Below are 21,487 nucleotides of genomic sequence, written 5' to 3' on the forward strand. Positions count from 1 at the left end.
GTTGCGTCAGGGGCGGCGTGTTGCGGCGCTGGTCCGGGTGGAGGGTGTCGAGGACGAGGGTGCGGCCGAAGGTGAACTCGTCGGTGTGGTCCTGGCCGGGCTTGGGGGCGCGCTCAATGGCCAGTTGCCTGCTCCGTCAGCTCTTCTCCGGCCGGTCAAGATGGTCGACTAGCAGGCTCAGTGCCCGCTCCACGGCCTGGCTGCGCACTTCGTCGCGTGTCGAGCCGCTGCTTCTGAACTCGTGGCTGACCGTGCGCTCCGCGTCGGAGACGCCGATGTAGACGAGTCCCACGGGCTTGCCGTCCTGGCCGGTGGGGCCGGCGACGCCGGTGGTCGAGACACCCAGGGAACTCCCGAACAACTCCCGTACACCGCGCGCCATCTGTTCGGCGGTCGCAGGACTCACGGGGCCGTCGGAGGTGAGGGTCACCTCGGCGACGGAGAGGACCGTCGCCTTGGAGTCCGTCGCGTACGTGATCGCGCCCCCGCGGTAGTAGTCCGATGCGCCGGGGGTGCCGGTGATCGTCGCGCCGAGCATGCCGCCGGTGAGGGATTCCGCCGTGCTGACGGACAGACCGCCGGCGCGGAGCAGCGAACCGAGCCGTGCCGCGATGTCCTGCAGTGTCACAAAGACTCCTCCGTTGCGGGCTGCGCCGGGGTGCCCGTCGCCGCGAGTGCTCATTGAATCAGTCGAAGAGGGAGGTCCCGCTCTCCTCGATGTCACGCACGATGTCGTCGATCCGCTGGTACTCGTACTCCTTGCAGCGTGGGAAGTCCGGGCTGTACTGCGCGGCTTGGCGGATCATGAACGGCAGACGGATACCAGGTCCTTCGGCATCACCAGCAGGAAGCGCGCGCTTTCGCGCAGGGCGGCGGAGTCGCGGTGGGCGCCCACGTCCGGCCGTTCGAAACTGGCTTTGGTCGGGCGCCGCTCACCCGCGTAATAGACCTTGAACCGGCAATCGCGTTCCAGGGCTTCCAGGACCCGGAGGATTCCGAGCCGGTGGGACTCGTAGTCCTCGTCGGAGGGCAGTGAGGCCATGGGGCTCGACAGGAAGACGTCGTAGGTGATCGGCCTTGCGTTTTCGTTCCCGGCGAGCGGCTCATCCGCCGCGGGGTCGGCCGCGGGGCGTCTCCGACGGTTCATCAGGACCACCAAGAACAGCGAGATCCCGAGAATTCCCAGGAAAACAGCGCTGAATTAGGTTGGGGCTGGTGTGGCGATTGCCTTACGGAAATACCCTTTGCGGACCGTGCCGTGCATCGTCCGTGGCCGAACACTTCATGAGTCAGCCCCGGGGATCACGATGAGATCCCCGGGGCCCGGAGTCACGGCCGGAACATTGTCTAGTGGCCGAGGTCGTTGACATTCACCGGGAGGAGGCTGGTGAGCGGGCTGAGGGCGTTGGTTGTTCTGCGGAGGAGGTTGTTCTCGCTCGTGCTTCCGGCGGTGCTACGGGTCTGGTCGCTCTTGTCGCCGGGGTCGGCGGCATGAGCTGTGCCGGTGGCGGTCAGGGCAGCCCCCGCGAGAGCCAGGGCGGCGAGGGTGCGTCGCGTGTTGGTCATGCACTGCTGAACGATCAAGCGGCGCATGCGTAACTAGGCCAAAACGGCGCTACTCGGTCGCCCTCTTCAGGGCGTTGAGCCAGCCGCTCAGCGCGGCGGGCTCCACCGGCCGGAAGGCGACCGGCAGTCTGACCCCGGCCGCCTCCACCTCCCCGTCGAGCACCACTACCCAGAGGCGCCCCGCGTGTGCGTCAGCCGGAGAACGGGACGGCGTCGGCCGGGTCGGCGTGCCAGTTGGTGGCGACGGGCCTGTCGACCAGGGCGGTCTCGGGGAGGTCGAGGCTGATGGAGTTGGCCTCGTCGCCCGCGACGGAGAGGTGGAGCCGGTCGAACTCCTTGCCGTAGTCGTTGTTGGTGGTCTTGGGGTTGATGCCGGCGTAGGCCCGGGTGGAGCCGGAGAGCACGACGTTCTCGCTGACGGCGTGCTCGGCCGGTGCCACCTCGGTGTCGGCGGCCGAGCCGAACGACGCGGAGGGGAAGACGCCCTTCAGGTAGCAGGTGACGCCCGACTTGGCCTTTGCGGTGACGAGGAAGTAGCCACCCGCCTGCGTCTCCGTGGTGAGTTTGAAGGTCAGGTCCTTGGTTCCACAGGCCCGCGCGGCGCTGCCTCGGCTGTCGGCGGCGGAGGCGGCGGTGGCGGTCGCGGTGGCGGTGGCGGTGAGGGCCACCGCCGCGACGGCGGCCAGGGCGAGGCGGGCGGGGCGGGCGGCGAAGCGCGAACGCATCAAGATCTCCATCGTGCGGAAGTGGGTGGTCCAGCGGGCTGCTGGGACGACCGCAGCTTGTTCCGCGATCCGTCCCGCCCGCCACAGGTGGCGGTGATGACGGGACGCCGGAACGCTGGAACGGGGGCTGACCAGCAGAGACGCTGACCGCCTGGAACGGTGTGCTGGGACGGGGGGAGAGCCGACGTCGCGGAATCACTCGGGGTCAACCTCCACACCGTGCTCCGCGGTTAACAACGGCTGCGCGACGAAGGGCTGATCGAGCTGCGACGCGGGCGCGGGGCGGTGGTGCTCGCCGGCACCCAGGCCCGCGCACGCCTCCTGGAGCAGGTGCGTGCGCTCGTGTCCGAGGCGAACGCCCTCGGCCTGTCCGAGGACGAGGTGGTCGGGCTCGTGCGCAGCGGCCTCAGGGGAAGCGAGGCCTGACCCCCTGTCCGCGCTGTCCGCGCTCACCGGCGCGGCTCCCAGCGGAACAGGCGGGAAGCAAGCGCGATGACGACGACGACCCAGCTCAGGGTGGGAGCCAGCAGGAGGAGGGAGTCCGCCACGGGGACGCCGCCGTTCCAGGCGTTGAGGACCAGTTCGGTGGCCGATCCGCCGGGGAGCAGCCTTTTGAGCAGGGTGAGTTCCTCGGTGCCGGTGATCCCCACCCAGCTGGCGACGGCGATGGTGCCGAGGCTGACCGGCAGCGTGGTCACCTGGGCGTGCTCGGGGGAGTTCGTCAGTCCGGCCGTGGCCAGTCCCAGCCCGAGCATCATGACGACCGTGGAGAGGACCGCCGCCACCAGGAGGGGAACATGGGCCGGTTCGCCGGCGACCGCGGCCAGCACGGCGAGGATCGCCACCACCTGGACCAGCGCCAGGACGGTGACCGGGAGCATCAGTCCGGAGAGGATGCCGGCGTCGCCCGCCGGGGTGGATCGCAGCCGCTTGAGGAAGAGGTTCTGACGGCGCGAGGCCAGCGTGGTCACCGTGGTCGTGTAGAGCCCGAACGCCCCTACGGTGAACACGACCACCGCCGCGATGTATCCGAGGCTGCCCAAGTCCGCGAAGACCTCGTGCTGGCGGATGAAGTATGCGCTGACCGCCGTGGGCATGATGAAACTGGTGACCAGAACCAGCCGGTTCCGGAAGATCTGGATCAGCTCGCCGAGAGCGATTGAGAGCATGGTGAAAGGCCTTTTCCTGGGAGGTTCCGGGGGAGGGCTCGGGGCCGCTTGCCGTCGGGGGAGGGGCTAGTCGTCGCCGATGGCGCGGAAGACGTCGTCGAGCCGGGTCGGCCCGGCTTCGAGTTCGCGCAGCTCCAGCCCGTTGGCGTGCGCCCAGTCGAGCAGGGCGTAGAGGGTCTCCTGCAGGCCGAAGGTCTCGACGAGGAACCGTCCGTCACCCTCACGCGTGGCCCGCAGCGGCAGCACCGGTGCGGCGGCCGGGAGGGAGAAGCGGATGGCGGCCGGCAGGGTCCGCGTCAGCTCGGCGACGGTCCCCTCCTGGTGGAAGGCGCCCTTGTGCATGAGCCCGACGCGATCGGCGCGCGCCTGGGCCTCCTCCAGGTAGTGCGTGGTGAGCACAATGGTGGATCCGTCTTCGCGCAGTTTGTCCACGGCGTCCCACAGGGCGTCCCGGGACTGGATGTCCAAGCCGGTGGTCGGCTCGTCGAGGAAGATCAGCTCAGGATTCCCGTACACGGCCGTGGCGAAGTCCAGGCGCCGCTTCTCGCCGCCGGAGAGCTGGGACACCTTGGTGCTGGCCTTGTGCGTGAGGTCGACGATGTCGAGGACGCGTTCGACCCTGTCCCGGCGCCGGGAGAGCGTTCCGATCATCCGGACGGATTCCTTCACCGTCAGGTCCGGGGAGAACCCGCTCTCCTGGAGCATGATGCCCATCCTGGGCCGCACGGACCGCCGGTCGCGGGGGCTCTGGCCGAAGACCCGCACGGTGCCCGAGGTGGCCGCGCGGTGGCCTTCGACGGTCTCCAGGGTCGAGGTCTTGCCGGCCCCGTTCGTGCCGAGCAGCGCGTAGAGCTCCCCCTTCCGCACCTGGAACGACAGGTCCTTCACGGCGTGGAAGTCGCCGTAGCTGAGGTTGAGGCGTTCAACGTCGATGACTGGTGTCGAGGTCATGTGTCGATCTCAGCCGTCTTCACGCTGGTCCGGCAGTGCCGTGGTGTCATCGTCGCGGCGTGACATCTCGGGGGGTGAACCCATGACGTGGTGTCACTGGTGCCGCCCGTGAGCAGGCCGAACACTGCCGGGGAGACAGTGCTGTTCGACCCCGGAGCGCCGTACATGGACACCAGACCCCTGCGCATGCTGCTGACGGCCAATGCGGCCGTCTTTCTCCTGGTCTGCGCGGTTTTCCTCGTCCACCACCTCGGCGTCGGTCTCTACCCTGACGACATGGAGTCCTGGCTCGAGAACAACCAGTGGCTGATGTGGACGGCCGCGGCCCTCATGGTGGCGAGCGCCTCGGCGATCCCGCTGCTCAGCGTGCGGACCCAGCGTGCGGACTCAGCGGTGAGGCCGCCGCGGGGAAGGACCTGATGTCCGAGGACCGCTGGGGAACACGGGAACGGCTGCGCCGGCTGAACGTCACCACGATGGTCGCGGTGAACGCCTCCGTCGGGACCCTGCTGGTGGCGGTCGATGCCCGGACGTGGTGGGACGCCGTCATCCTGAGCCTGGGCGTGGCCGCGGCACTGGTCGCCTCCGCGCGATGGACGGCGAAAGGCTTTTCGCGGGTCGTCCTCCCGTGCCTGATCATCACCGCGATGGTGTGGCTCGCCGGGGTGCTGTTCGTGGACGGCCACACGGCGTTCTACGGCATCTCCGTCCTGGGCCCGCTGTACGCGCCCAAGCTGCCGCGCCACCGCATCGTGGCCGCCGGCGGGCTGATCGCCTTCGTCGCCGCCGTGGGCGCGGCCCGGCTGCTGGTCGCACCGGCGGATGTGCCGGAGGTCCTGCTCCTCTATGTCCTCACCCCGGCAGGCGTCATGGTCGTGGTGACCGGCGGCATGTTCGCCGGGCAGGTCTTCTACGACCTCGTCGAGGAGCTGGAGCAGTCACGGGAACGCGAAGCGGAGCTGGCCGTCGTCCGGGAGCGCGTGCGCTTCGCCAGTGATCTGCACGATATCCAGGGCCACACGCTGCATGTGGTGAAGCTGAAGATCGCGCTGGCCGAGAAGCTGGTGCGCAGTGACATCGGGCGGGTGGAGGAGGAACTGCGGGAGGTGCGCGCCCTGGTCGGCGACACCATCACCCAGACCAAGGAGCTGGCGTACGCGCAGCGGCGGCTCAATCTGTCCGTGGAGCTGGAGAACGCGAAGAACCTCTTCGAAGCCGCGGGCATCCGCGTGCGGGTCGACCGTGAGGCCGACGTCGACGAACGGGCCAACGAGCTGCTCGGACAGGTCCTGCGGGAGACGACGACGAACATCCTGCGCCACGCGCAGGCCACGCAGGTGCGGATCACTCTCGCGGAGTCGGGCATCACCATCGTCAACGACGGCGCGGGGACGGCTCCCCTTTCCGGGCTCAGCGGACTGTCCACGCTCAGGGAGCGAGTGGGTGACCACGGCGGTGAGCTGACGGTGGAGCAGACGGACGGGCGCTTCCGCACGGCCGCGGCGTTTTCGTACGGGAGGACTGACCGATGACCACCGTGGTGCTGGCCGACGACGAGGCTCTGCTCCGCAAGGCGCTGGCGGCGTTGCTGAGCCTCGAGGACGAGATCACCGTGCTCGCCGAAGCGCAGGACGGCGAATCGGCGGTCCGGGCCACGCTCAAGCACCAGCCCGACGTGCTCGTCATCGATCTCGAGATGCCCGGTGTGGACGGACTGGGCGCCGTCGCGGAGATCCGCCGTGCCCGGCCGGAGCAGGTGATCCTCATGCTGACCCGCCATGCCAGGCCCGGAGTGCTCCGCAAGGCCCTGAAACTGGGCGTCCAGGGCTTCGTCAGCAAGTCGGCGGAGCCCGCCCACATCACGTCGGTCATCACCACGCTGCACGACGGCAAGCGCTGGATCGACCCGGACGTCTCCGCGCTCGCCGTCGTCGACGACTGCCCCCTCACCGACCGGGAGATCGACGTCCTGCGCGTCACGCGCGACGGCTATACCGTCGCCGACATCGCCGCCCGCCTCCACCTGGCGGAAGGCACCGTACGCAACTACCTCTCGAATGCCATGCAGAAGACCCAGACCCGGACCCGGCACGAAGCGGCGCGCTACGCCTGGGAGCACGACTGGCTGTAGAGGCGGGCACTGCGGGAGCGTCAGCCGTCGCCCGGTACGCTGCCGAGGCACATGCGGGGAACCGAGTCCTCGCAGCCTGACGCCCCCCGTCCGTCCGGCCCCGGACGGCTCCCGAAGGCCCGAACCTGATGCGACCGCACCGCCCGAGAGGACCCGCCTCCCCGGCGTCCGGTGCGCTGCGTGGGCTCAGGGCGGGTCTGCTCGCCGTGCTGTGTGTGCTGCTGCCGCTGGCCGGGCACGTGCTGGCGCAGTGCCACGCCCCTCGGTGGATCATCGTGGCCGGGACGGCCGCGGTGGCGGTGCCGGGCGCGACGGCGCTGACGCGGCGGAGGCTGACGGACACCCAGGTGCTCGCGGTGCTCGCCGCCGCGCAACTGGCCTGTCACGCCGCGTACTCACTGCCCGGCGCGTGTGCGGCGGTGGCGGAACACGGCGGCTCCGGCGGCGGCTTGTCCCGGCTGGCCGAACACGACGCGGTCGCCGGGCCGTCGCCCGGGGTGGTGCTGGCCGGCCATGCGGTCACGCTGCTGCTCGCCGCCCGTCTGCTGGGCCTCACCGAGCGGCTGCTGTGGCAGAGCGGGACGCTCTGGGCGGTCGTACGACGTCTGCTGCGGTTCCTGTGGCCGCTGCTGGGCGGCCGCCACGGCAACGGCCCTCAGGTCGCGGTCCGCGAGAGCGCCGCTCCGCCGGTGTCGGCGCTGCTGGTGCGGCTGAACGAGGGCAGGGCGCCCCCGCGTCACGGGCGCGGTCCGTTCGTCCCGCCCCTTCTCCGGCCGATGCCGATCGGTGGTCCCTGCCTGCCCTGACGGGCACGCGGCGGGGACGACGGCCGGCGGGCCGGGGCCGTCACCCCCACCGAGGAATCATGAAGAAGCTGTACAAGCACCTGATCGTCGCCGCCGTACTCGTGGCCGGTTTCGCCGCGGCCCTCGGCTCCTACCTGCTGCTCAGGCCCGACGACGGCGGCAGGGCCGGGGCGGACGTGCGGCCCGCCGCCGAGGCGCTGCCCGTCCGGGCCTCCAGCCACCGGCTGACCGAGCCGAAGAAGAGCGAACTCACCATCGTCGAGTTCCTCGACTTCGAGTGTGAGGCGTGCGGGGCGTACTACCCGGTCGTGGAGCGGCTGCGTGAGGAGTACGGCGACCGGGTCACCTTCGTCGCCCGCTACTTCCCCATGCCCGGACACCGCAACGCCGAGCCGGCCGCACGCGCCGCGGAGGCCGCCGCCCGCCAGGGCAGGTTCGAGGCGATGTACACCAAGCTCTTCACCACGCAGAAGGAGTGGGGCGAGTCGCAGGAGTGGAAGGCGACCGTCTTTCGCGGCTACGCCGAGGAACTCGGCCTGAACATGAAGCAGTTCGACGCCGACTTCGCCGATCCGGAGACGGCCGGACGCATCCAGGCCGACCAGCGCGACGGCCTCGGCCTCGGCGTCCAGGGCACCCCGACCTTCCTCATCGACGGATCCAAGGTTCAACCGCCCGCTTCCTACGAGGAGTTCAAGAAGCTCATCGAGGGCAGGCTCGGCGATTGACCCCGCCCCGGCACCCCCAGAAACCGCTTAACATCACCGTGATGACGAGCAGGACGCCGCTGATGCAGCGCAGACCCCGCGGAGCGTGGTGGACCACGTGGGCCCGGGCCCTCTGCCCTGCTCTCGCCGTCCTGCTCGCGGCAGTGGTGATGTGCCTGGGGTACGCGGAACACGGCGCCGGCGACGACCGGGCCGGGCATCACGCCGTGACGGCCGTGCATCTGGACGACTGCCCCACCGGCGACGCGTGCTGCGCTCCGGCCGTACACCCGGCGGCGGGGGTGCTCGCGGCCCCCGTTCAACCTATGCCGGCGCTTCTGCCCCGCATGCCCGATCTCCCCAGGCGGCAGGGCAGCCCCGCGCTCCTCGCCCAGCCTCCTCCCGCGAGCGGCGCTCCCGACCTTCACGTCCTTCAGGTGCTGCGGACCTGAGCCGGATGCCAGGACGCCGTGCGCTCCCGCAAGCGCACGGCGCCCCGAGACATCCACTCCACCCCGCACCGACCGCCGTACGGCGCGAAGGAAGAAGGACACCCAGCCATGAGCAAGACCAGCAAGAAGGCCGCCGCCGTTTCCCGCAAGGCGCGGGTCGAGGAGATGCGCCGCGCCGACAGAGCCCGCGAGCGCCGCAACCGCGTCATCACCATCACGCTCAGCACGGTCATCGTCGCCGGACTGGCCGGCTTCGGCGTCTACGCCCTGAACAAGGCCGACGAGAAGGACGAGCAGCAGGCCGCCGCGGCGAAGAAGCCCGTACGCGGCGAGCAGACCTGGGACGCGAAGAAGCTCGGCCGCGATCACGTCCAGGCCGCCGTGGACTACCCGATGAACCCGCCCGTCGGCGGCGACCACAACCAGGCGTGGATGACCTGCGACGGCACGGTCTACACCAAGGCCATAGGCAAGGAGAACGCCGTCCACTCCCTCGAACACGGGGCGGTCTGGGTGACGTACAACGACAAGGCCGCCGACGCCGACATCAAGGCGCTCGGAGACAAGGTCTCCAAGACCCCCTACACGCTGATGAGTCCGGTCGACGACCAATCCGGGACGATCATGCTCTCGGCCTGGGGCTACCAGCTCACCGTGGACAAGGCGTCGGACCCGCGAGTCGAGCAGTTCCTGACCAAGTACGTTCAGGGCTCGCAGACGCCCGAGCCGGGCGCCGCCTGCACGAACGGACTGACCCAGTAGGTGCGCGTGCTGGGCCGGTCATCGGGCGACGTAGCCGCCGTCGACGGGAAGGGCGACGCCGACGACGAAGCCGGCTCCCGGGCTGCACAGCCACAGCACGGCCTGGGCGATCTCGTCGGCGGTGCCGAGCCGGTTGACGGGCTGGTCGGCCTCGGCCTCGGCGCGGTCGAGCTCTCCCTTGGCGATCATGTCGCTGACCATGGGGGTGTCGATGGTGCCGGGGCAGACGGCGTTGACGCGGATGCCGCGCGGGGCGTACTCGAGGGCGGCGCTGGTGGTCAGGCCGATGACCCCGTGCTTGGAGGCGTGGTAGGAGGCACGGCCGGGGAGGCCGACGAGGCCGCCGAGGGAGGAGCAGTTGACGATGGCCCCGCTGCCCTGGGCGCGCATGTGCCGCAGCTCGTGCTTCATCGCGGCCCAGACGCCGCGGAGGTTGATGGCGTTGACGCGGTCGAACCGTTCGGCGGGTTCGTCGGCGGCGTCGCTCGGCGGGATCTGGATACCGGCGTTGTTGTAGGCCATGTCGAGGCGGCCGAAGGTCTCGATGGTGCGGTCGACGGCGGCCGCGACCTGGTCCTCGTCGGTGACGTCGCAGAGGAGGGCGAGGACGTGGTGGCCGCCGTCGGTGAGTTCCTTCGCGGCCGCGTCGAGCGCGGCTTCGTCGATGTCGGTGAGGGCGACGGCGGCACCGGATGCGGCGAAGGCGCGGGCGGTGGCCAGGCCCATGCCGGAGCCGGCCCCGGTGACGAGGGCGACCTGGCCGGTGAAGTCGTAGGTGGGGTTCATGCGGTGTTCTCCCGTTCAGGGCCGGTCAGGAGGCGGCTTCGATGGTGACGTGCCCGGCGGTGGCGAGGCGCTCGGTGTCGCCGTCGGCGACGTGGCCGAGGATGACCAGGCCGGAGTCGCTGGAGCCGCCGTCGCGGTAGTAGAGGGCCAGGTTGCCCCAGGGCGCGTAGTAGGCCAGGTCACCGGCCCTGGCCTCGGCCGCGTCCGGCGCGCCGGAGGTGTCCAGCCTGCGCGGCAGGTCGGCGATCCGTTCCGTGCCGTGGAAGTCGCTCAGGTCCAGGGTGAGGGGGAGCAGCGCGGCGAAGTCGCGGGCGGCGGTGCTGTCGTTCAGGGTGGCGTCGGCCGGACGGCCGTCGAGGGTGAGCCGGATGTTCACAGTGGTGGTCCTGGTGGGGGGCTGGGTGGGTGCGGGTCCTGTCGCTGTCCGTTGGCGCGGTGCGGGCGACGTGGGGCCGGACGACTCCCGCGTGTCCTGGGCGCAGGCGGTCACGGCCAGGAGCAGGGCGGCGGCCGGTACGGCGCGGGCGAGGGCGGCCGGGGTCATGGATGCCGTCCGGGGAGCTCAGTCGGGCAGCGGCTCGGCGTAGTGCCGGAAGCCGTCGCGCTCCGTGTGGAGGTCGTACAGGCGCCGGGCCAGGACCTCGGGGCTGCTGTGCTCGGCGTCGGGCCGGATGGCGCCCGGGATGATCAGCTGGGCGGCGTGGATGTTCTCCGGGGCGAGTGCGTCGTGCAGCATGCGGGCGTAGGCGCTCTCCGCGGCGAAGGCGATCGAGGTGCCGGCCCGGTCGGGGTGGGGGCGTACGGCGCTGCCGCCGTTGACGAACAGCAGGGTGCCGCGGCCGAGGGCGCGCATGCCGGGCAGCACGGCATGCACGGCTGTGACGGGTCCCTTGACGGAGAAGGACAGGGGCGCTTCGAGGTCGTCGGCGCTCGTGTCGAGGACCGGCTTCATGAAGTCGGCGCGGGGCACGGGGCTGTACTGGAGGATCTCGATGGGCCCCAGCGTTTCGGAGGCCTCCCGAAGAGCAGTGGTGAGGGAAGCGGGGTCGAGGACGTCGGCGGCGAAGCCGCGGGCCCGGATGCCGTCGCGGGCCAGTTCGGCGGTCAGCTCCTCCAGCTTCCGGGCGTCGCGGGAGATGAGGGCCACGGCGTGGCCGGCGGTTCCGAAGCGGCGGGCGGTGGCGAGTCCGAGGCCGGGGCCGGCGCCGACGAGGGCGAAGGTGGTCACGTTGAGTCCTTCGGTGGTGACGGGTCAGGGCTTGAGGAGGGCCTTGATGGCACGGCGCTCGTCCCTCGCCCTGTACCCCTCGGCGACCTGTTCCAGGGGCAGGGTGAGGTCGAAGACCTTGCCAGGATCGATCCGGCCGGTCAGGACCCGGTCGATCAGGTCGGGCGGACAGCGGCGTACGGGGGCGGGGCCGCCGCGCGGGCCGACGTGGGTTCGGGTCGTCGAGCTCCTCGAAGCGCACGTCGCCGGGGAGTGGATGACTGCTCCGCGCATGGGTGGACCTTCCTTACCGCGAGGATCTGCGTGCCGCAGCGGGGCCGGGCACGGCTGCTCACGGTCGAGCCTCACACCGCGGGGCGCGCGCGAGAAGCGGAGAAAACCATCCTGGGAGAGGAACATCCTGGGAGTGTTTTCTCCCCCCTTCCCCGGGCACGATCGATGTCATCCTGGGAAGCATGACCGGCAACGTCCCCCTCGATGAGCTGGGAGAATTCCTCAAGAAGCGCCGCTCGGAGCTGAGCCCCCGCACGGTCGGCCTGCCCGAGACCGGCAGGCCCCGCCGGGTGGCCGGGCTGCGCCGCGAGGAGGTCGCCCAGCTCGCCAGCATCAGCACCGACTACTACACCCGCCTCGAGCAGGGCCGTATGCAGGCGTCGGCGCCCGTGCTGGACGTCCTCGCCCGGGTCTTCCACCTGGACGACGACGAGCGGGGCTACCTCTTCCAGCTCGCGGGCAAGACCACCACCCGCACCCGGCGCCGCGGCCGGCAGACGGTTCAGCCGCAACTGCAGCGGGTCCTGGACGACCTCACCGCCACCCCGGCCATCGTGCAGGGCCGGCGCGGGGACATCCTCGCCTGGAACGCGCTGGCCGCCGCCCTGGTCACCGACTTCTCGCGCGTCCCGGAGAAGCACCGCAACTACCCGCGCATCATCTTCACGGATCCGGCCATGCGCACCCTGTACGCCGACTGGGAGACCTCCGCGCACATCTCCGTGGCCCAGCTGCGGATGGAGGCCGCGAAGTACCCCGAGGACCCGCGTCTGATCGAGCTGGTCGGTGAACTGTCCCTGAGTGACAAGCAGTTCGCCCAGTGGTGGGGCGACCACCGCGTCGCCGCCCGCACCGTCGGCACCAAGACCCTCGACCATCCGGTGGTTGGCGAACTCGTCCTCGACTGGGACACCCTCACCGCCAACACCGACCCCGACCAGCACCTGACCGTCTGGACCGCCGCTCCCGGCTCCCCGACCCATGAGCGCCTGCGCATTCTCGCCTCCTGGGCCGTCGACCAGGACCTGTCGGCCTCACCACCACCCGGCTGACGGCACCGCCCCGGGCCGACTGGGTCTCACAGCAACGCCTCGGCCGTGATGGGCAGTTCGCGGACGCGGCGGCCGGTGGCGTTGAAGACCGCGTTGGCGATGGCGGGAGCCACGCCGATCATCACCAGCTCGCCGAGTCCCTTGACGCCGAGCGGGTCGGCCTCGGGGTCCTCACCGTTCAGGTAGATCGCCTCGAGGTCGGAGACGTCGGCGTTGACGGGCACGAGGTAGTCGGCGAGGCCGGCGTTGACGATCCGCCCGTCGCGGTGGTCGGTGACGGTGTGTTCCAGCAGGGCCGTGCCGATGCCGCCCACCATGCCGCCGATCGCCTGGCTGTCCGCGAGCTTGGGGCTGATGATGCGGCCCGCGTCGTACACGCCGAGCATGCGCCGCACCCGCACCAGCCCGAGGGTGGCGTCGACGGCGACCTCGGCGAAGGTCGCGTTGTAGCCGTAGAAGGAGTGGCGTTCGGGCCCCGACGGTGGTGCGAAGGAGCCGTCCGCTTCCAGGCGGGTGCGGTTGTTGCGGGCCAGCAGCCGCTGGTACGTCTCACCGCGCGCCGGGTTCCCGCGCACGTGCAGTCGGCCGTTGCGGACCACGACATCGTCGGCCGGCACGTCGTACAGCGGCGACTGCTCGTCCTCGACGGCCAGTCGGACGGCCTGCCGCCGGAGCTTGTCGCAGGCGTCGAGGACGGCGGAGCCGACACTGGCCATGGTCATCGAGCCGCCGTGCGGCGGGGTCGGCGGGAAGAGGGAGTCGCCGAGCCGGAAGGTGACCGTCCGCATGGTCAGTCCGAGGGCGTCCGCGGCGACCTGGGTCTGGGACGTGTAGGTGCCGGGGCCCATGTCGGTGGCGGCGGCCTCGACCGACGCGGTGCCGTCGGCCTCCAGACGGGCGCGGGCCTGGGCCGGCATGCGTGCGGTGTCGTACACGCCCGCGGCCATCCCCATGCCGATCAGCCAGTCGCCTTCGCGCCGCGAGCGAGGCCGTCGCGCGCGTCGGTGCCAGCCGAACTCGCGGGCGCCGGTGGTGTAGCACTCGCGCAGCCGGCGGGTGGAGAACGGCAGCCCGTTCGACTCGTCCTCGGACGGCTCGTTGCGCCGGCGCAGCTCGATCGGGTCGACGCCGAGCCGGTCCGCGAGCTCGTCCATGGCCGACTCGATGACGAAGGAGGCCGTTTGGAAGCCGGGGCCGCGCATGTACAGCGGCGTGGGCAGATCCAGCGGCACGGTCCGGTACGCCTGGCGGACGTGGGGCATGCTGTAGAGCATCTGACCGGCCGCCAGGACGGCCTCGGTGAACGTCTCGTACGACGAGGTCTCGGCGTCCATCTCGTGGACCGCGGCGGCCAGCCGGCCGCGCCGGTCGCTGCCGAGGCGCAGGCGGTACTCGTACGACGGCCGGAACCCCGTGCCGAGGTACATCTGCTTGCGGCTCAGGACGAGCTTGACCGGACGCTTGGTCTCCCGGGCCGCAAGCGCGGCGACGACCACATGAGGCCAGCAGCGCAGCGCGGAACCGAAGCCACCGCCGACGAACGGTGAGATGACCCGCACGGCGTCCATCTCCAGGCCGAACACCGCCGCGAGTTCGGTCTGGGTGCCGACCACCCACTGGGTCTTGTCCCAGACGGTGAGCCTGCCGCCGTCCCAGCGGGCGATGGTGGCGTGCGGCTCCATCGGGTTGTGGTGGTTGCGGGCGGTCCGGTAGGTCAGGTCCAGCCGGACGGCGGCGTCGCGCAGTCCGGCCTCGGCGTCGCCGCGCGCGTAGGCCGTCGGCGTGCCGGGGGTGGCCTCGTGCAGGTCGGTCGAGGGCCGCTCGGCGTCGTAGCCGACCTCGACCAGGCGCGCGCCGTGCTGTGCGGCTTCCAGGGTGGTGGCGATGACGACGGCGACCGGCTGGCCGTGGAAGCGGACCCGGTCGTCCTGGAAGACCCGCAGCCTGCGCCCGGGCGGGTTGTTCGACCCGGCGTTGTCGCGGTACGGCAGTTCGGGCGCGTTGCGGTGGTGGATCACCCTCAGCACACCCGGGTGGGCCTCGGCGTCACGGGTGTCGAGGGAGGTGATACGGCCCCGTCCGACGGACGCGTCCACGATGACGGCGTGCACCGTCCCGTCGTTGGCGTGCTCGGCGGCGTAGAGCGCCTTGCCGGTGACCTTGAGCCGGCCGTCCACCCGGGACAGCGGCGCACCCACGGCTGACCGCGGCTGGGGGCTCACTTCGTACCTCCTACGACGCGCAGCTGGCGTTCGACCGTCCGCTTGAGCAGTTCGACCTTGAACTCGTTGTGCCGGAGCGGGCGGGCACCGTCGGCGGCCAGCCGGGCGGCGGCCGGCCACAGGCTCTCGGCGGGCCGCTCCCCGATGAGGTGCCGCTCGACGGCGGACAGCTTCCAGGGCACGGTGCCCACGCCTCCGGCGGCGACCTTCGCCTCCCGGATCACCCCGCCGCGCACATGCAGGGCGACGGCCGCGGACGTCAGGGCGAATTCGTACGACTGCCTGTCGCGCACCTTCAGGTAGCCCGACTTGAGCGGCCTCGGATGCGCCGGTATCTCGACGGCGGTTATCAACTCGCCCTTCCTGAGGGCTTGTTCATGCTGAGGCGTGTTGCCCGGCCGGAGCAGGAAGTCGGTGAAGGGGACCTGGCGTTCGCCGTCCGGTCCCAGCAGACGTACCCGGGCCTCCAGCGCCGCGAACGCCACGGCCACATCGGAGGGGTGGGTCGCCACACAGTGGTCGGAGGTGCCGAGGATCGCGTGTGTGCGGTTGTGGCCGTGCAGGGCGGCGCAACCGGAGCCGGGATCGCGTTTGTTGCAGTCGGCGGTCACGTCGCGGAAGTACGTGCACCGGGTGCGCTGCATGATGTTGCCGCCGAGCGTCGCCATGTTCCGCAACTGGGCCGAGGCGCTCAGCTCCAGCGCCTCGGAGATCACGGGGAACAGCGTGCGCACCTTGGGGTGGGCGGCGGCCTCGGACATGGACACCAGGGCACCGACGCGCAGCCCGCCGCGCTCGGTCACGGTGACCTCGCCCAGCGGCAGACGCGAGATGTCGACGAGGGTCTCGGGGCGTTCGACGGTCTCCCGCATCAGGTCGACCAAGGTGGTGCCCCCGGCGATGTAACGGCCGCCGCGGCGGCCCGCGTCGAGGGCCTCACGCGTGTCGGACGCCTTGGTGAAGGCAAAGGGATGCATCGGCGGGCCTCACTTCCGGCGTGCGGTCTGCTCGACCGCGCGCACGATCTTGACGTAGCAGCCGCAGCGGCAGATGTTGCCGCTCATCCACTCCCGGATCTCCTCCTGCGAGCCGGTGTGACCCTCCTCGATGCACCCCACCCCGGAGACGATCTGACCGGGCGTGCAGTACCCGCACTGGAAGGCGTCCTCGTCGATGAACGCCTGCTGGAGCGGGTGGAGCCGGTCGCCGTCGGCCAGGCCCTCGACCGTCGTGACCTCGGCATCCTCCAGCCGTACCGCCAGCGTCAGACAGGAGTTGACCCGGCGCCCGTCGACCAGCACGGTGCACGCTCCGCAGGCTCCGGCGTCGCAGCCCTTCTTCGAGCCGGTCAGGCCGAGGTGCTCGCGCAGCAGATCCAGCAGCGAGGTCCGGTTGTCCACCGTCACGGCGCGCCGGGTGCCGTTGACCGTCAGGGAGACACGGCTGGAGGGCACCTTGTCGTCGGCGCTCGCCTCCCTCGCGTCGGCGAGCAGGGTTCCTCCGACCACACCGCCCGCGACGACGACGCCGCCGACCGCGCTACCGGTGGCGATGAACGCGCGCCGGCTCGGAGCGGAGGCGGGGTCACTCGATCCGGTGGGGGGCGGGGCAGCGGGCTCAGGGAGTTCAGCAGACATGCGTACGCCTTCGCATCACCTTGGCAGCGGGGCTGGTCGATCGGGAGTCTGGCACCACCGGCACCACGTGTGGCAGGGAGAGTTTCGTCCCCCCTTGCGAACCCCGGTGGGCGCCGCCCGCCACATGCGCCAGGACAGATAGGTCCTGCCTATACGGGGCATCGATTTTTGGTCGTGGACCCCCTGAGCTGCGCCCCGGTTCACTGTGGCGCAAGCTGGCGCGGACCGATCGGGCTCGGTGCCGCGCGATCAGGGAGGCTGCAATGACGCATACCCCGGGCAACGAGCGAGCCGAGCAAGCCGCGCGCATCGCGGGAACGCCGTGGTACCGGCAGTTGTACGTACAGGTGCTGGTGGCGATCGTGATCGGCGTCGTGCTGGGCTGGCGATGGCCGGATCTCGCCACCGACATGGAGCCGATCGGTACGACGTTCATCACCGCGATGAAGATGCTGATCGGCCCGATCGTGTTCCTGACGATCATCGGCGGCATCGCCGGGGTCGCCGACCTGAAGAAGGTCGGCCGTACCGGCATCAAGGCGCTGACCTACTTCCAGGTCGGCACGATCGTGGCCCTGCTGACCGGCCTGGTGGCGATCAACATCTTCCGGCTCGGCGACGGTGTGCACGCCGACCCGTCGACGCTAACGGCCTCGGGCGACGCGAGTCAGTACATCGACCAGGGCGAACACCAGCACTGGTGGGAGTTCCTCACCAACATCGTGCCGGACAGCTTCTTCGGCCCGTTCGTCGAGGGCGACATCCTCCAGGTGATCTTCCTGGCCGTCGTCTTCGGTATCGCGCTGAAGATGGTGGGGAAGACGGGCGAGCCGATCATCGCGGCCGTGGGACGGCTGACCGAGGTCGTCTTCAAGGTCCTGTCGTTCGTCATGAAGGCCGCACCGCTGGGTGCCTTCGGCGCGATGTCGTACGCCATCGGGAAGTTCGGCCTGTCCACGCTGACCAGCCTCGGCTCGCTGATCCTCCTCTTCTACGTCACCTCCGCCCTGTTCGTCGTGGTCGTGCTCGGCGGAGTGCTCGCGCTGTACGTGCGGCTGAACATCTTCCAGCTCTTCCGCTACTTCAAGGAGGAGTTCTGGCTGATCCTCGGCACCTCGACCGCCGAGCCCGCGCTGCCCGGGCTGATGCGCAAGCTGCAGTTCATGGGGGCCGAGCGGTCCACGGTCGGTCTGGTCGTGCCGACCGGCTACAGCTTCAACCTCGACGGCGCGGCCATCTACCTGTCGCTGGCCACGCTCTACATCGCCCAGGCCACCGACACGTCCCTCTCCCTCGGTCAGCAACTCGGGCTGCTGGCCGTCATGCTGCTGACGTCCAAGGGTGCGGCGGGTGTCGCGGGCGGCGGCTTCATCGCACTCACCGCGACGCTGTCGACAGTCGGTTCCGTCCCGGCCGCGGGCATCATGCTCATCTTCGGCATCGACAAGTTCATGTCGGAGTGCCGGGCGCTGGTGAACTTCTTCGGCAACGCCGTCGCCACCCTGTTCGTCGCCAAGTGGGAGAACGGCCTCGACCTGGCCAGGGCTCGCGCGGTCCTCGCCGGCGAGGCGGGAGAGCCACCGGCGACCTCCGAGTCCGAGGAGACCGGCCGGGCAGGTGCGCCCGCCCCCGTCCAGCCCGCCCCCGCCGAACCCGCCGAGGTGACGCCCTGATGGCGTCCGTCCTGATCGCCCCGGACAAGTTCAAGGGCTCCCTCAGCGCCGACGAGGTGGCCCTCGCTCTGGAGCGCGGGCTGCTGGAAGCGGCCCCGGACACGCGGGTCGACCGGCTGCCGTTGGCGGACGGCGGCGAGGGGAGCGTGGCCGCCGCCTGTGCGGGCCGGTTCGACCTCAGAGGAATCACGGTGTCCGGCCCGACCGGGCAGCCCGTCACCGCCGGCGTCGCGGTACACGGCCGTACAGTCCTCGTCGAAGCCGCGGCCGTCTGCGGACTCGGCGTCCTGCCGGGTGGACGGAAAGCGCCGCTCACGGCCACGAGCCACGGCGTCGGCGAGGCGATCCGGTACGCGCTGGACGGTGACGCGGACACCATCGTCCTCGCGCTCGGCGGCGTGGCGACCACCGACGGCGGCGCGGGCCTGTTGCGGTCCCTGGGTGCGGTGCTCACCCGCGCGGACGGCACCTCGATCGGCCCGGGTGGTCGCGGACTGGCCGACCTCCACACCGTCGACATCACCGAAGCCCGTGCCGCCCTGAAGGACGTCGACCTCGTTCTCGCCACCGACGTGGACAACCCGCTGCTCGGGCCGACGGGCGCGGCCGCCGTCTACGGGCCGCAAAAGGGGGCAAACGCGGCAGAAGTGCGAGAACTGGACGGCGCCCTCGCCGGTTTCGTACACCGGGTGGCGGCGGGCGTCCCGGACGCCGCACGACTCGCGGAGACGCATGGCGCCGGAGCCGCCGGCGGGCTCGGCTACGCCGGGATGCTGCTGGGTGGGCGGGTGTGCTCCGGGGCGGACTACTTCCTCACCCTGCTCGGAGCCGACGAGCTGCTCGCCGCGAGCGACTTCGTCGTCACCGGTGAGGGCAGCCTCGACGAGCAGTCCCTGTCGGGCAAGCTGCCGGTCGCGCTCGCCCGGCGGGCCCGCCGGTACGGCACGGAGGTGCACGCGGTGGCCGGCCGCTGCACGCTGCCCGCCGAGCGGACCGCCGCCCACTTCCGTTCCGTCCAGGCCCTGACGGACCTCACCGACCAGGACTGCGCGCACGACAGCGACTTGTCCGCGCGGCTGCTCGAGCGGTGCGGGCGCGCACTTGCCGAGGGCCGGCTCGGACGGGAGAGAACGGAAACCGCCAGGTAGGCTCGCCTGTCGCACCAGGACGGAGCGGGGAGGCACCGTGGACGCCCGGCAACTGGAGTACTTCCTCGCCATCGTCGAGCACGGCGGCTTCAGCAAGGCCGCCGCCGCCCTGCACGTCGCCCAGCCCTCGCTGTCCCAGGCGATGGCGAACCTGGAGGCCGACCTCGGGGTGGCCCTCTTCCACCGGGTGGGCCGGGGCGTCGTGCTGAGCGAGGCCGGCCAGGAGCTGCTGGAGCCGAGCAGGCGGGTGCTGCGCGACCTGGCGGCCGTACGGGACACCGCCGCCGCGCTCGCCGGGCTGCACGGCGGCACGGTCGAGGTCGCCACCATGCCCTCGCCCGGCATCGAACCGCTGACGACCCTCGTCCACCGCTTCGCCGAGCTGCATCCGTCGGTGACGGTGAGCACCCAGGCCGCCTTCACCCCCGACGAGGTGCTGTCCCTGGTCCGCAGTGGCGCGTGCGAACTGGGGCTGCTGGGCAGCGCCACCCCGGTGCACCCGGCCGGGCTGGACGTCCTGCACGTCGAGGACCAGCCGTTCGTGGTCGTCGCCGCCCCCGGCGGGGCGATCGAGGACGACGTCACGATCCGCCCCGGGGACCTCGCCGGGCAGAAGCTCATCGCGTCCCGCACCGGCAGCCTGATGCGCAGCATCGTCGACGACGTCACCGCGGGCGGCACCGGCACGGAGATCGTGACGGTCGTGGACCACCGCACCTCGATCCTGCCGCTGGTCCTCACCGGGGTGGGTGTCGCGGTCCTGCCGTCCTCCTGGACCCGGCTGGCCCGCCGCTGCGGTGCCGTGGTCGCGCCCATCGAGCCGACCGCTCACCTCCACGTGGCGATGGTCAGCCTGCCCGCGCACCTCACGCCGGCCGCGCGCGCCTTCCTCGCCCTCACCGAATCGCTCGCCCGGCGGCGGGCGGCAGCAGGCGCCGGAGGGCGGCACGCGACGCCTGACGCGTAACTGATCGGCGGCGCCTATACGTCGCATCGGAAGCAGGTCTTGGACGCCGTACGACCGCGCTGTGTTGACTCGCAACCGATCCCGTCACAGCGAGCCGGAGGCAGCCATGACCACCGCACCCCGCACGTTCCGTATCGCCGCCATTCCCGCCGACGGCGTGGGCAAGGAGGTCGTCGCCGCCGGGCGGACCGTCCTCGACGCCCTGGCCGCGGACTCCGGCGGAGCCTTCGCCTTCGAGTGGGAGGAGTTCCCCTGGGGCTGCGGGTACTACGAGCGCACCGGCCGGATGATGGACGAGGACGGGCTCGACCGGCTCAAGGACTTCGACGCCATCTACTTCGGCGCCGTCGGCTGGCCCACCGTCCCCGACCACATCAGCCTGTGGGGCCTGCGCCTGAAGATCTGCCAGAGCTTCGACCAGTGGGCCAACGTCCGCCCCGTGCACTTCCTGCCGGGCGTCGTCAGCCCTCTGCGCAAGGCCGACGACACCGAGCTGGACTGGGTCGTCGTCCGTGAGAACAGCGAGGGCGAGTACGCCGGGCTCGGCGGGCGCAACCTCGGCGGTCGCGGGCCGGGCGGCGAAGTCGCCGTGCAGTCTGCCCTGTTCACCGAGGTCGGCTGCGAACGCATCATGCGCTTCGCCTTCGACCTGGCCCGCACGCGCGGCCGTCGCAAGGTGTCGTCGGTGACGAAGAGCAACGCCCAGCAGTACGGCATGGTCCTGTGGGACGACGTCTTCCGGCGGGTCGCCGCCGACTACCCGGACGTGGAGACCGAGAGCGTCCTCGTCGACGCCATGTCCGCGAAGTTCGTCCTGCGCCCCGAGGACCTGTCGGTGGTCGTCGCGTCGAACCTGAACGCCGACATCCTCTCCGACCTCGGCAGCGCCCTGGCCGGCAGTCTGGGCCTCGCGGCCAGCGCCAACCTCAACCCGGAGCGCCGCTTCCCGAGCATGTTCGAGCCGGTGCACGGCTCCGCCCCGGACATCGCGGGCCAGGGCCTGGCCAACCCGATCGGCGCGGTCGGCAGCGCGGCCCTGATGCTGGAGCACTTCGGCCTGCCGGACCAGGCGGCCAGGCTGAACAAGGCGATCGAGGCGACCACGGCCGCGGGCATCCTCACCCGCGACGTCGGCGGCACCGCCGCCACGGAGGACGTCACCAAGGCCCTGATCGATGCCCTGGCCATCTGAGTCGGCTCGAATCACCCGTAATCGCGAGACTCATCCGCAT

General features: G+C 71.0%; 24 protein-coding genes and 2 pseudogenes. 13 read left to right on the plus strand and 13 right to left on the minus strand.

Annotated elements, in window-relative coordinates; all coding sequences use genetic code 11:
• Nucleotides 1-136 precede the first annotated feature (136 nt).
• The 4 genes from OHU35_RS31830 to OHU35_RS31845 form a co-directional block, all read right to left on the minus strand.
• Nucleotides 137-628, minus strand: a complete 492-nt coding sequence (locus OHU35_RS31830; protein WP_229872779.1) for a CinA family protein — start codon at nt 626-628, stop codon at nt 137-139.
• Nucleotides 629-802: 174 nt separating this feature from the next.
• The gene (locus tag OHU35_RS31835; RefSeq protein ID WP_189721773.1) at nt 803-1,156 is read right to left on the minus strand and encodes a hypothetical protein; all 354 of its coding nucleotides are present in this window, start codon (nt 1,154-1,156) and stop codon (nt 803-805) included.
• Nucleotides 1,157-1,347: 191 nt separating this feature from the next.
• Nucleotides 1,348-1,566, minus strand: coding sequence for a hypothetical protein (locus OHU35_RS31840; protein ID WP_405507702.1), 219 nt, complete (start codon nt 1,564-1,566; stop codon nt 1,348-1,350).
• A 191-nt stretch (nt 1,567-1,757) separates the two neighbouring features.
• Nucleotides 1,758-2,291 carry a DUF4232 domain-containing protein gene (locus OHU35_RS31845; protein WP_405507704.1) on the minus strand — a complete coding sequence of 178 codons (534 nt, stop codon included), beginning with the start codon at nt 2,289-2,291 and terminating at the stop codon, nt 1,758-1,760.
• 186 nt (nt 2,292-2,477) lie between these two features.
• Here OHU35_RS31845 and OHU35_RS31850 point away from each other — a divergent pair.
• Nucleotides 2,478-2,717: pseudogene (locus OHU35_RS31850) on the plus strand (GntR family transcriptional regulator); the annotation flags it as partial.
• A 23-nt stretch (nt 2,718-2,740) separates the two neighbouring features.
• Here the strand turns inward: OHU35_RS31850 and OHU35_RS31855 are convergent.
• Together OHU35_RS31855 and OHU35_RS31860 are read right to left on the minus strand one after the other, a co-directional pair.
• Nucleotides 2,741-3,460 carry an ABC transporter permease gene (locus tag OHU35_RS31855; RefSeq protein ID WP_405507706.1) on the minus strand — a complete coding sequence of 240 codons (720 nt, stop codon included), beginning with the start codon at nt 3,458-3,460 and terminating at the stop codon, nt 2,741-2,743.
• Nucleotides 3,461-3,526: 66 nt separating this feature from the next.
• Nucleotides 3,527-4,411, minus strand: a complete 885-nt coding sequence (locus OHU35_RS31860; protein ID WP_405507708.1) for an ABC transporter ATP-binding protein — start codon at nt 4,409-4,411, stop codon at nt 3,527-3,529.
• Nucleotides 4,412-4,576: 165 nt separating this feature from the next.
• Between OHU35_RS31860 and OHU35_RS31865 the strand changes: the two genes are divergently transcribed.
• The 7 genes from OHU35_RS31865 to OHU35_RS31895 all read left to right on the plus strand — a co-directional run bounded on the left by OHU35_RS31865 (nt 4,577) and on the right by OHU35_RS31895 (nt 9,269).
• Nucleotides 4,577-4,831 carry a hypothetical protein gene (locus OHU35_RS31865; RefSeq protein WP_189721768.1) on the plus strand — a complete coding sequence of 85 codons (255 nt, stop codon included), beginning with the start codon at nt 4,577-4,579 and terminating at the stop codon, nt 4,829-4,831.
• Nucleotides 4,831-5,943, plus strand: a complete 1,113-nt coding sequence (locus OHU35_RS31870) for a sensor histidine kinase (protein ID WP_405507710.1) — start codon at nt 4,831-4,833, stop codon at nt 5,941-5,943. The genes OHU35_RS31865 and OHU35_RS31870 overlap by 1 nt, the downstream gene beginning before the upstream one ends.
• On the plus strand, nt 5,940-6,542 hold the full coding sequence (locus OHU35_RS31875) for a response regulator transcription factor (RefSeq protein WP_189721766.1): 603 nt from the start codon (nt 5,940-5,942) through the stop codon (nt 6,540-6,542). The genes OHU35_RS31870 and OHU35_RS31875 overlap by 4 nt, the downstream gene beginning before the upstream one ends.
• 128 nt (nt 6,543-6,670) lie before the next feature.
• Nucleotides 6,671-7,348, plus strand: a complete 678-nt coding sequence (locus OHU35_RS31880) for a hypothetical protein (RefSeq protein ID WP_359888831.1) — start codon at nt 6,671-6,673, stop codon at nt 7,346-7,348.
• Nucleotides 7,349-7,407: 59 nt separating this feature from the next.
• Nucleotides 7,408-8,076 (plus strand): thioredoxin domain-containing protein, encoded by a 669-nt coding sequence (locus OHU35_RS31885; RefSeq protein ID WP_359888828.1) that lies wholly within the window; start codon nt 7,408-7,410, stop codon nt 8,074-8,076.
• 41 nt (nt 8,077-8,117) lie between these two features.
• Entirely contained in the window at nt 8,118-8,507 is a 390-nt protein-coding gene (locus OHU35_RS31890; protein WP_359888825.1) for a hypothetical protein, read from the plus strand.
• Between the two features lie 108 nt (nt 8,508-8,615).
• Complete coding sequence (locus OHU35_RS31895) at nt 8,616-9,269, plus strand: DUF3105 domain-containing protein (protein ID WP_405507714.1); 654 nt, start codon at nt 8,616-8,618, stop codon at nt 9,267-9,269.
• A gap of 18 nt (nt 9,270-9,287) precedes the next feature.
• On the opposite strand, the gene OHU35_RS31900 is transcribed toward OHU35_RS31895, so the two are convergent.
• The 4 genes and pseudogenes from OHU35_RS31900 to OHU35_RS31915 form a co-directional block, all read right to left on the minus strand.
• A complete protein-coding gene (locus OHU35_RS31900; RefSeq protein WP_405507716.1) occupies nt 9,288-10,055 on the minus strand; it encodes an SDR family NAD(P)-dependent oxidoreductase in 768 nt (255 codons plus the stop codon).
• A gap of 25 nt (nt 10,056-10,080) precedes the next feature.
• The gene (locus tag OHU35_RS31905; protein ID WP_189721760.1) at nt 10,081-10,599 is read right to left on the minus strand and encodes a cyclophilin-like fold protein; all 519 of its coding nucleotides are present in this window, start codon (nt 10,597-10,599) and stop codon (nt 10,081-10,083) included.
• An 18-nt stretch (nt 10,600-10,617) separates the two neighbouring features.
• Nucleotides 10,618-11,283 carry an SDR family NAD(P)-dependent oxidoreductase gene (locus OHU35_RS31910; RefSeq protein WP_405507718.1) on the minus strand — a complete coding sequence of 222 codons (666 nt, stop codon included), beginning with the start codon at nt 11,281-11,283 and terminating at the stop codon, nt 10,618-10,620.
• Between the two features lie 24 nt (nt 11,284-11,307).
• Nucleotides 11,308-11,496, minus strand: a pseudogene (locus OHU35_RS31915) (IMP dehydrogenase); the annotation flags it as partial.
• A gap of 242 nt (nt 11,497-11,738) precedes the next feature.
• On the opposite strand from OHU35_RS31915, the gene OHU35_RS31920 reads away from it, so the two are divergent.
• Nucleotides 11,739-12,608 carry a helix-turn-helix domain-containing protein gene (locus tag OHU35_RS31920; RefSeq protein ID WP_405507719.1) on the plus strand — a complete coding sequence of 290 codons (870 nt, stop codon included), beginning with the start codon at nt 11,739-11,741 and terminating at the stop codon, nt 12,606-12,608.
• A 26-nt stretch (nt 12,609-12,634) separates the two neighbouring features.
• On the opposite strand, the gene OHU35_RS31925 is transcribed toward OHU35_RS31920, so the two are convergent.
• From OHU35_RS31925 to OHU35_RS31935, 3 genes are read right to left on the minus strand one after another with little or no spacing between them, the layout of a single operon-like run.
• Nucleotides 12,635-14,830, minus strand: coding sequence for a xanthine dehydrogenase family protein molybdopterin-binding subunit (locus OHU35_RS31925; protein WP_405507721.1), 2,196 nt, complete (start codon nt 14,828-14,830; stop codon nt 12,635-12,637).
• Nucleotides 14,827-15,807: a xanthine dehydrogenase family protein subunit M gene (locus OHU35_RS31930; RefSeq protein ID WP_189721756.1), complete on the minus strand. Its 981-nt coding sequence runs from the start codon at nt 15,805-15,807 to the stop codon at nt 14,827-14,829. The genes OHU35_RS31925 and OHU35_RS31930 overlap by 4 nt, the downstream gene beginning before the upstream one ends.
• 9 nt (nt 15,808-15,816) lie before the next feature.
• Nucleotides 15,817-16,467, minus strand: coding sequence for a (2Fe-2S)-binding protein (locus OHU35_RS31935; protein WP_405507722.1), 651 nt, complete (start codon nt 16,465-16,467; stop codon nt 15,817-15,819).
• Between the two features lie 263 nt (nt 16,468-16,730).
• On the opposite strand from OHU35_RS31935, the gene dctA reads away from it, so the two are divergent.
• The 4 genes from dctA to OHU35_RS31955 all read left to right on the plus strand — a co-directional run bounded on the left by dctA (nt 16,731) and on the right by OHU35_RS31955 (nt 21,447).
• Complete coding sequence (dctA, locus tag OHU35_RS31940) at nt 16,731-18,140, plus strand: C4-dicarboxylate transporter DctA (protein WP_405507724.1); 1,410 nt, start codon at nt 16,731-16,733, stop codon at nt 18,138-18,140.
• A complete protein-coding gene (locus OHU35_RS31945) occupies nt 18,140-19,288 on the plus strand; it encodes a glycerate kinase (RefSeq protein WP_359888803.1) in 1,149 nt (382 codons plus the stop codon). Before dctA ends, OHU35_RS31945 begins: the two co-directional genes overlap by 1 nt.
• A 37-nt stretch (nt 19,289-19,325) precedes the next feature.
• Complete coding sequence (locus OHU35_RS31950; RefSeq protein ID WP_189721753.1) at nt 19,326-20,255, plus strand: LysR family transcriptional regulator; 930 nt, start codon at nt 19,326-19,328, stop codon at nt 20,253-20,255.
• A gap of 106 nt (nt 20,256-20,361) precedes the next feature.
• Entirely contained in the window at nt 20,362-21,447 is a 1,086-nt protein-coding gene (locus OHU35_RS31955) for a tartrate dehydrogenase (RefSeq protein WP_359888799.1), read from the plus strand.
• Nucleotides 21,448-21,487 lie beyond the last annotated feature (40 nt).

The sequence above is a fragment of the Streptomyces purpurascens genome (assembly GCF_045040895.1).
GTDB classification, from domain to species: Bacteria; Actinomycetota; Actinomycetes; order Streptomycetales; family Streptomycetaceae; genus Streptomyces; species Streptomyces purpurascens.

Bases quoted from the DNA above. Each gene is read 5' to 3' on its own strand.
- OHU35_RS31955 (WP_359888799.1), top strand. From the start codon at position 20,362: ATGACCACCGCACCCCGCACGTTCCGTATCGCCGCCATTCCCGCCGAC.
- OHU35_RS31845 (WP_405507704.1), bottom strand. From the start codon at position 2,291: ATGCGTTCGCGCTTCGCCGCCCGCCCCGCCCGCCTCGCCCTGGCCGCC.
- OHU35_RS31860 (WP_405507708.1), bottom strand. From the start codon at position 4,411: ATGACCTCGACACCAGTCATCGACGTTGAACGCCTCAACCTCAGCTAC.
- OHU35_RS31880 (WP_359888831.1), top strand. From the start codon at position 6,671: ATGCGACCGCACCGCCCGAGAGGACCCGCCTCCCCGGCGTCCGGTGCG.
- OHU35_RS31905 (WP_189721760.1), bottom strand. From the start codon at position 10,599: ATGACCCCGGCCGCCCTCGCCCGCGCCGTACCGGCCGCCGCCCTGCTC.
- OHU35_RS31895 (WP_405507714.1), top strand. From the start codon at position 8,616: ATGAGCAAGACCAGCAAGAAGGCCGCCGCCGTTTCCCGCAAGGCGCGG.
- OHU35_RS31840 (WP_405507702.1), bottom strand. From the start codon at position 1,566: ATGACCAACACGCGACGCACCCTCGCCGCCCTGGCTCTCGCGGGGGCT.
- OHU35_RS31875 (WP_189721766.1), top strand. From the start codon at position 5,940: ATGACCACCGTGGTGCTGGCCGACGACGAGGCTCTGCTCCGCAAGGCG.
- OHU35_RS31930 (WP_189721756.1), bottom strand. From the start codon at position 15,807: ATGCATCCCTTTGCCTTCACCAAGGCGTCCGACACGCGTGAGGCCCTC.
- OHU35_RS31935 (WP_405507722.1), bottom strand. From the start codon at position 16,467: ATGTCTGCTGAACTCCCTGAGCCCGCTGCCCCGCCCCCCACCGGATCG.
- dctA (WP_405507724.1), top strand. From the start codon at position 16,731: ATGACGCATACCCCGGGCAACGAGCGAGCCGAGCAAGCCGCGCGCATC.
- OHU35_RS31870 (WP_405507710.1), top strand. From the start codon at position 4,831: ATGTCCGAGGACCGCTGGGGAACACGGGAACGGCTGCGCCGGCTGAAC.
- OHU35_RS31945 (WP_359888803.1), top strand. From the start codon at position 18,140: ATGGCGTCCGTCCTGATCGCCCCGGACAAGTTCAAGGGCTCCCTCAGC.
- OHU35_RS31865 (WP_189721768.1), top strand. From the start codon at position 4,577: ATGGACACCAGACCCCTGCGCATGCTGCTGACGGCCAATGCGGCCGTC.
- OHU35_RS31900 (WP_405507716.1), bottom strand. From the start codon at position 10,055: ATGAACCCCACCTACGACTTCACCGGCCAGGTCGCCCTCGTCACCGGG.
- OHU35_RS31920 (WP_405507719.1), top strand. From the start codon at position 11,739: ATGACCGGCAACGTCCCCCTCGATGAGCTGGGAGAATTCCTCAAGAAG.
- OHU35_RS31885 (WP_359888828.1), top strand. From the start codon at position 7,408: ATGAAGAAGCTGTACAAGCACCTGATCGTCGCCGCCGTACTCGTGGCC.
- OHU35_RS31890 (WP_359888825.1), top strand. From the start codon at position 8,118: ATGACGAGCAGGACGCCGCTGATGCAGCGCAGACCCCGCGGAGCGTGG.
- OHU35_RS31855 (WP_405507706.1), bottom strand. From the start codon at position 3,460: ATGCTCTCAATCGCTCTCGGCGAGCTGATCCAGATCTTCCGGAACCGG.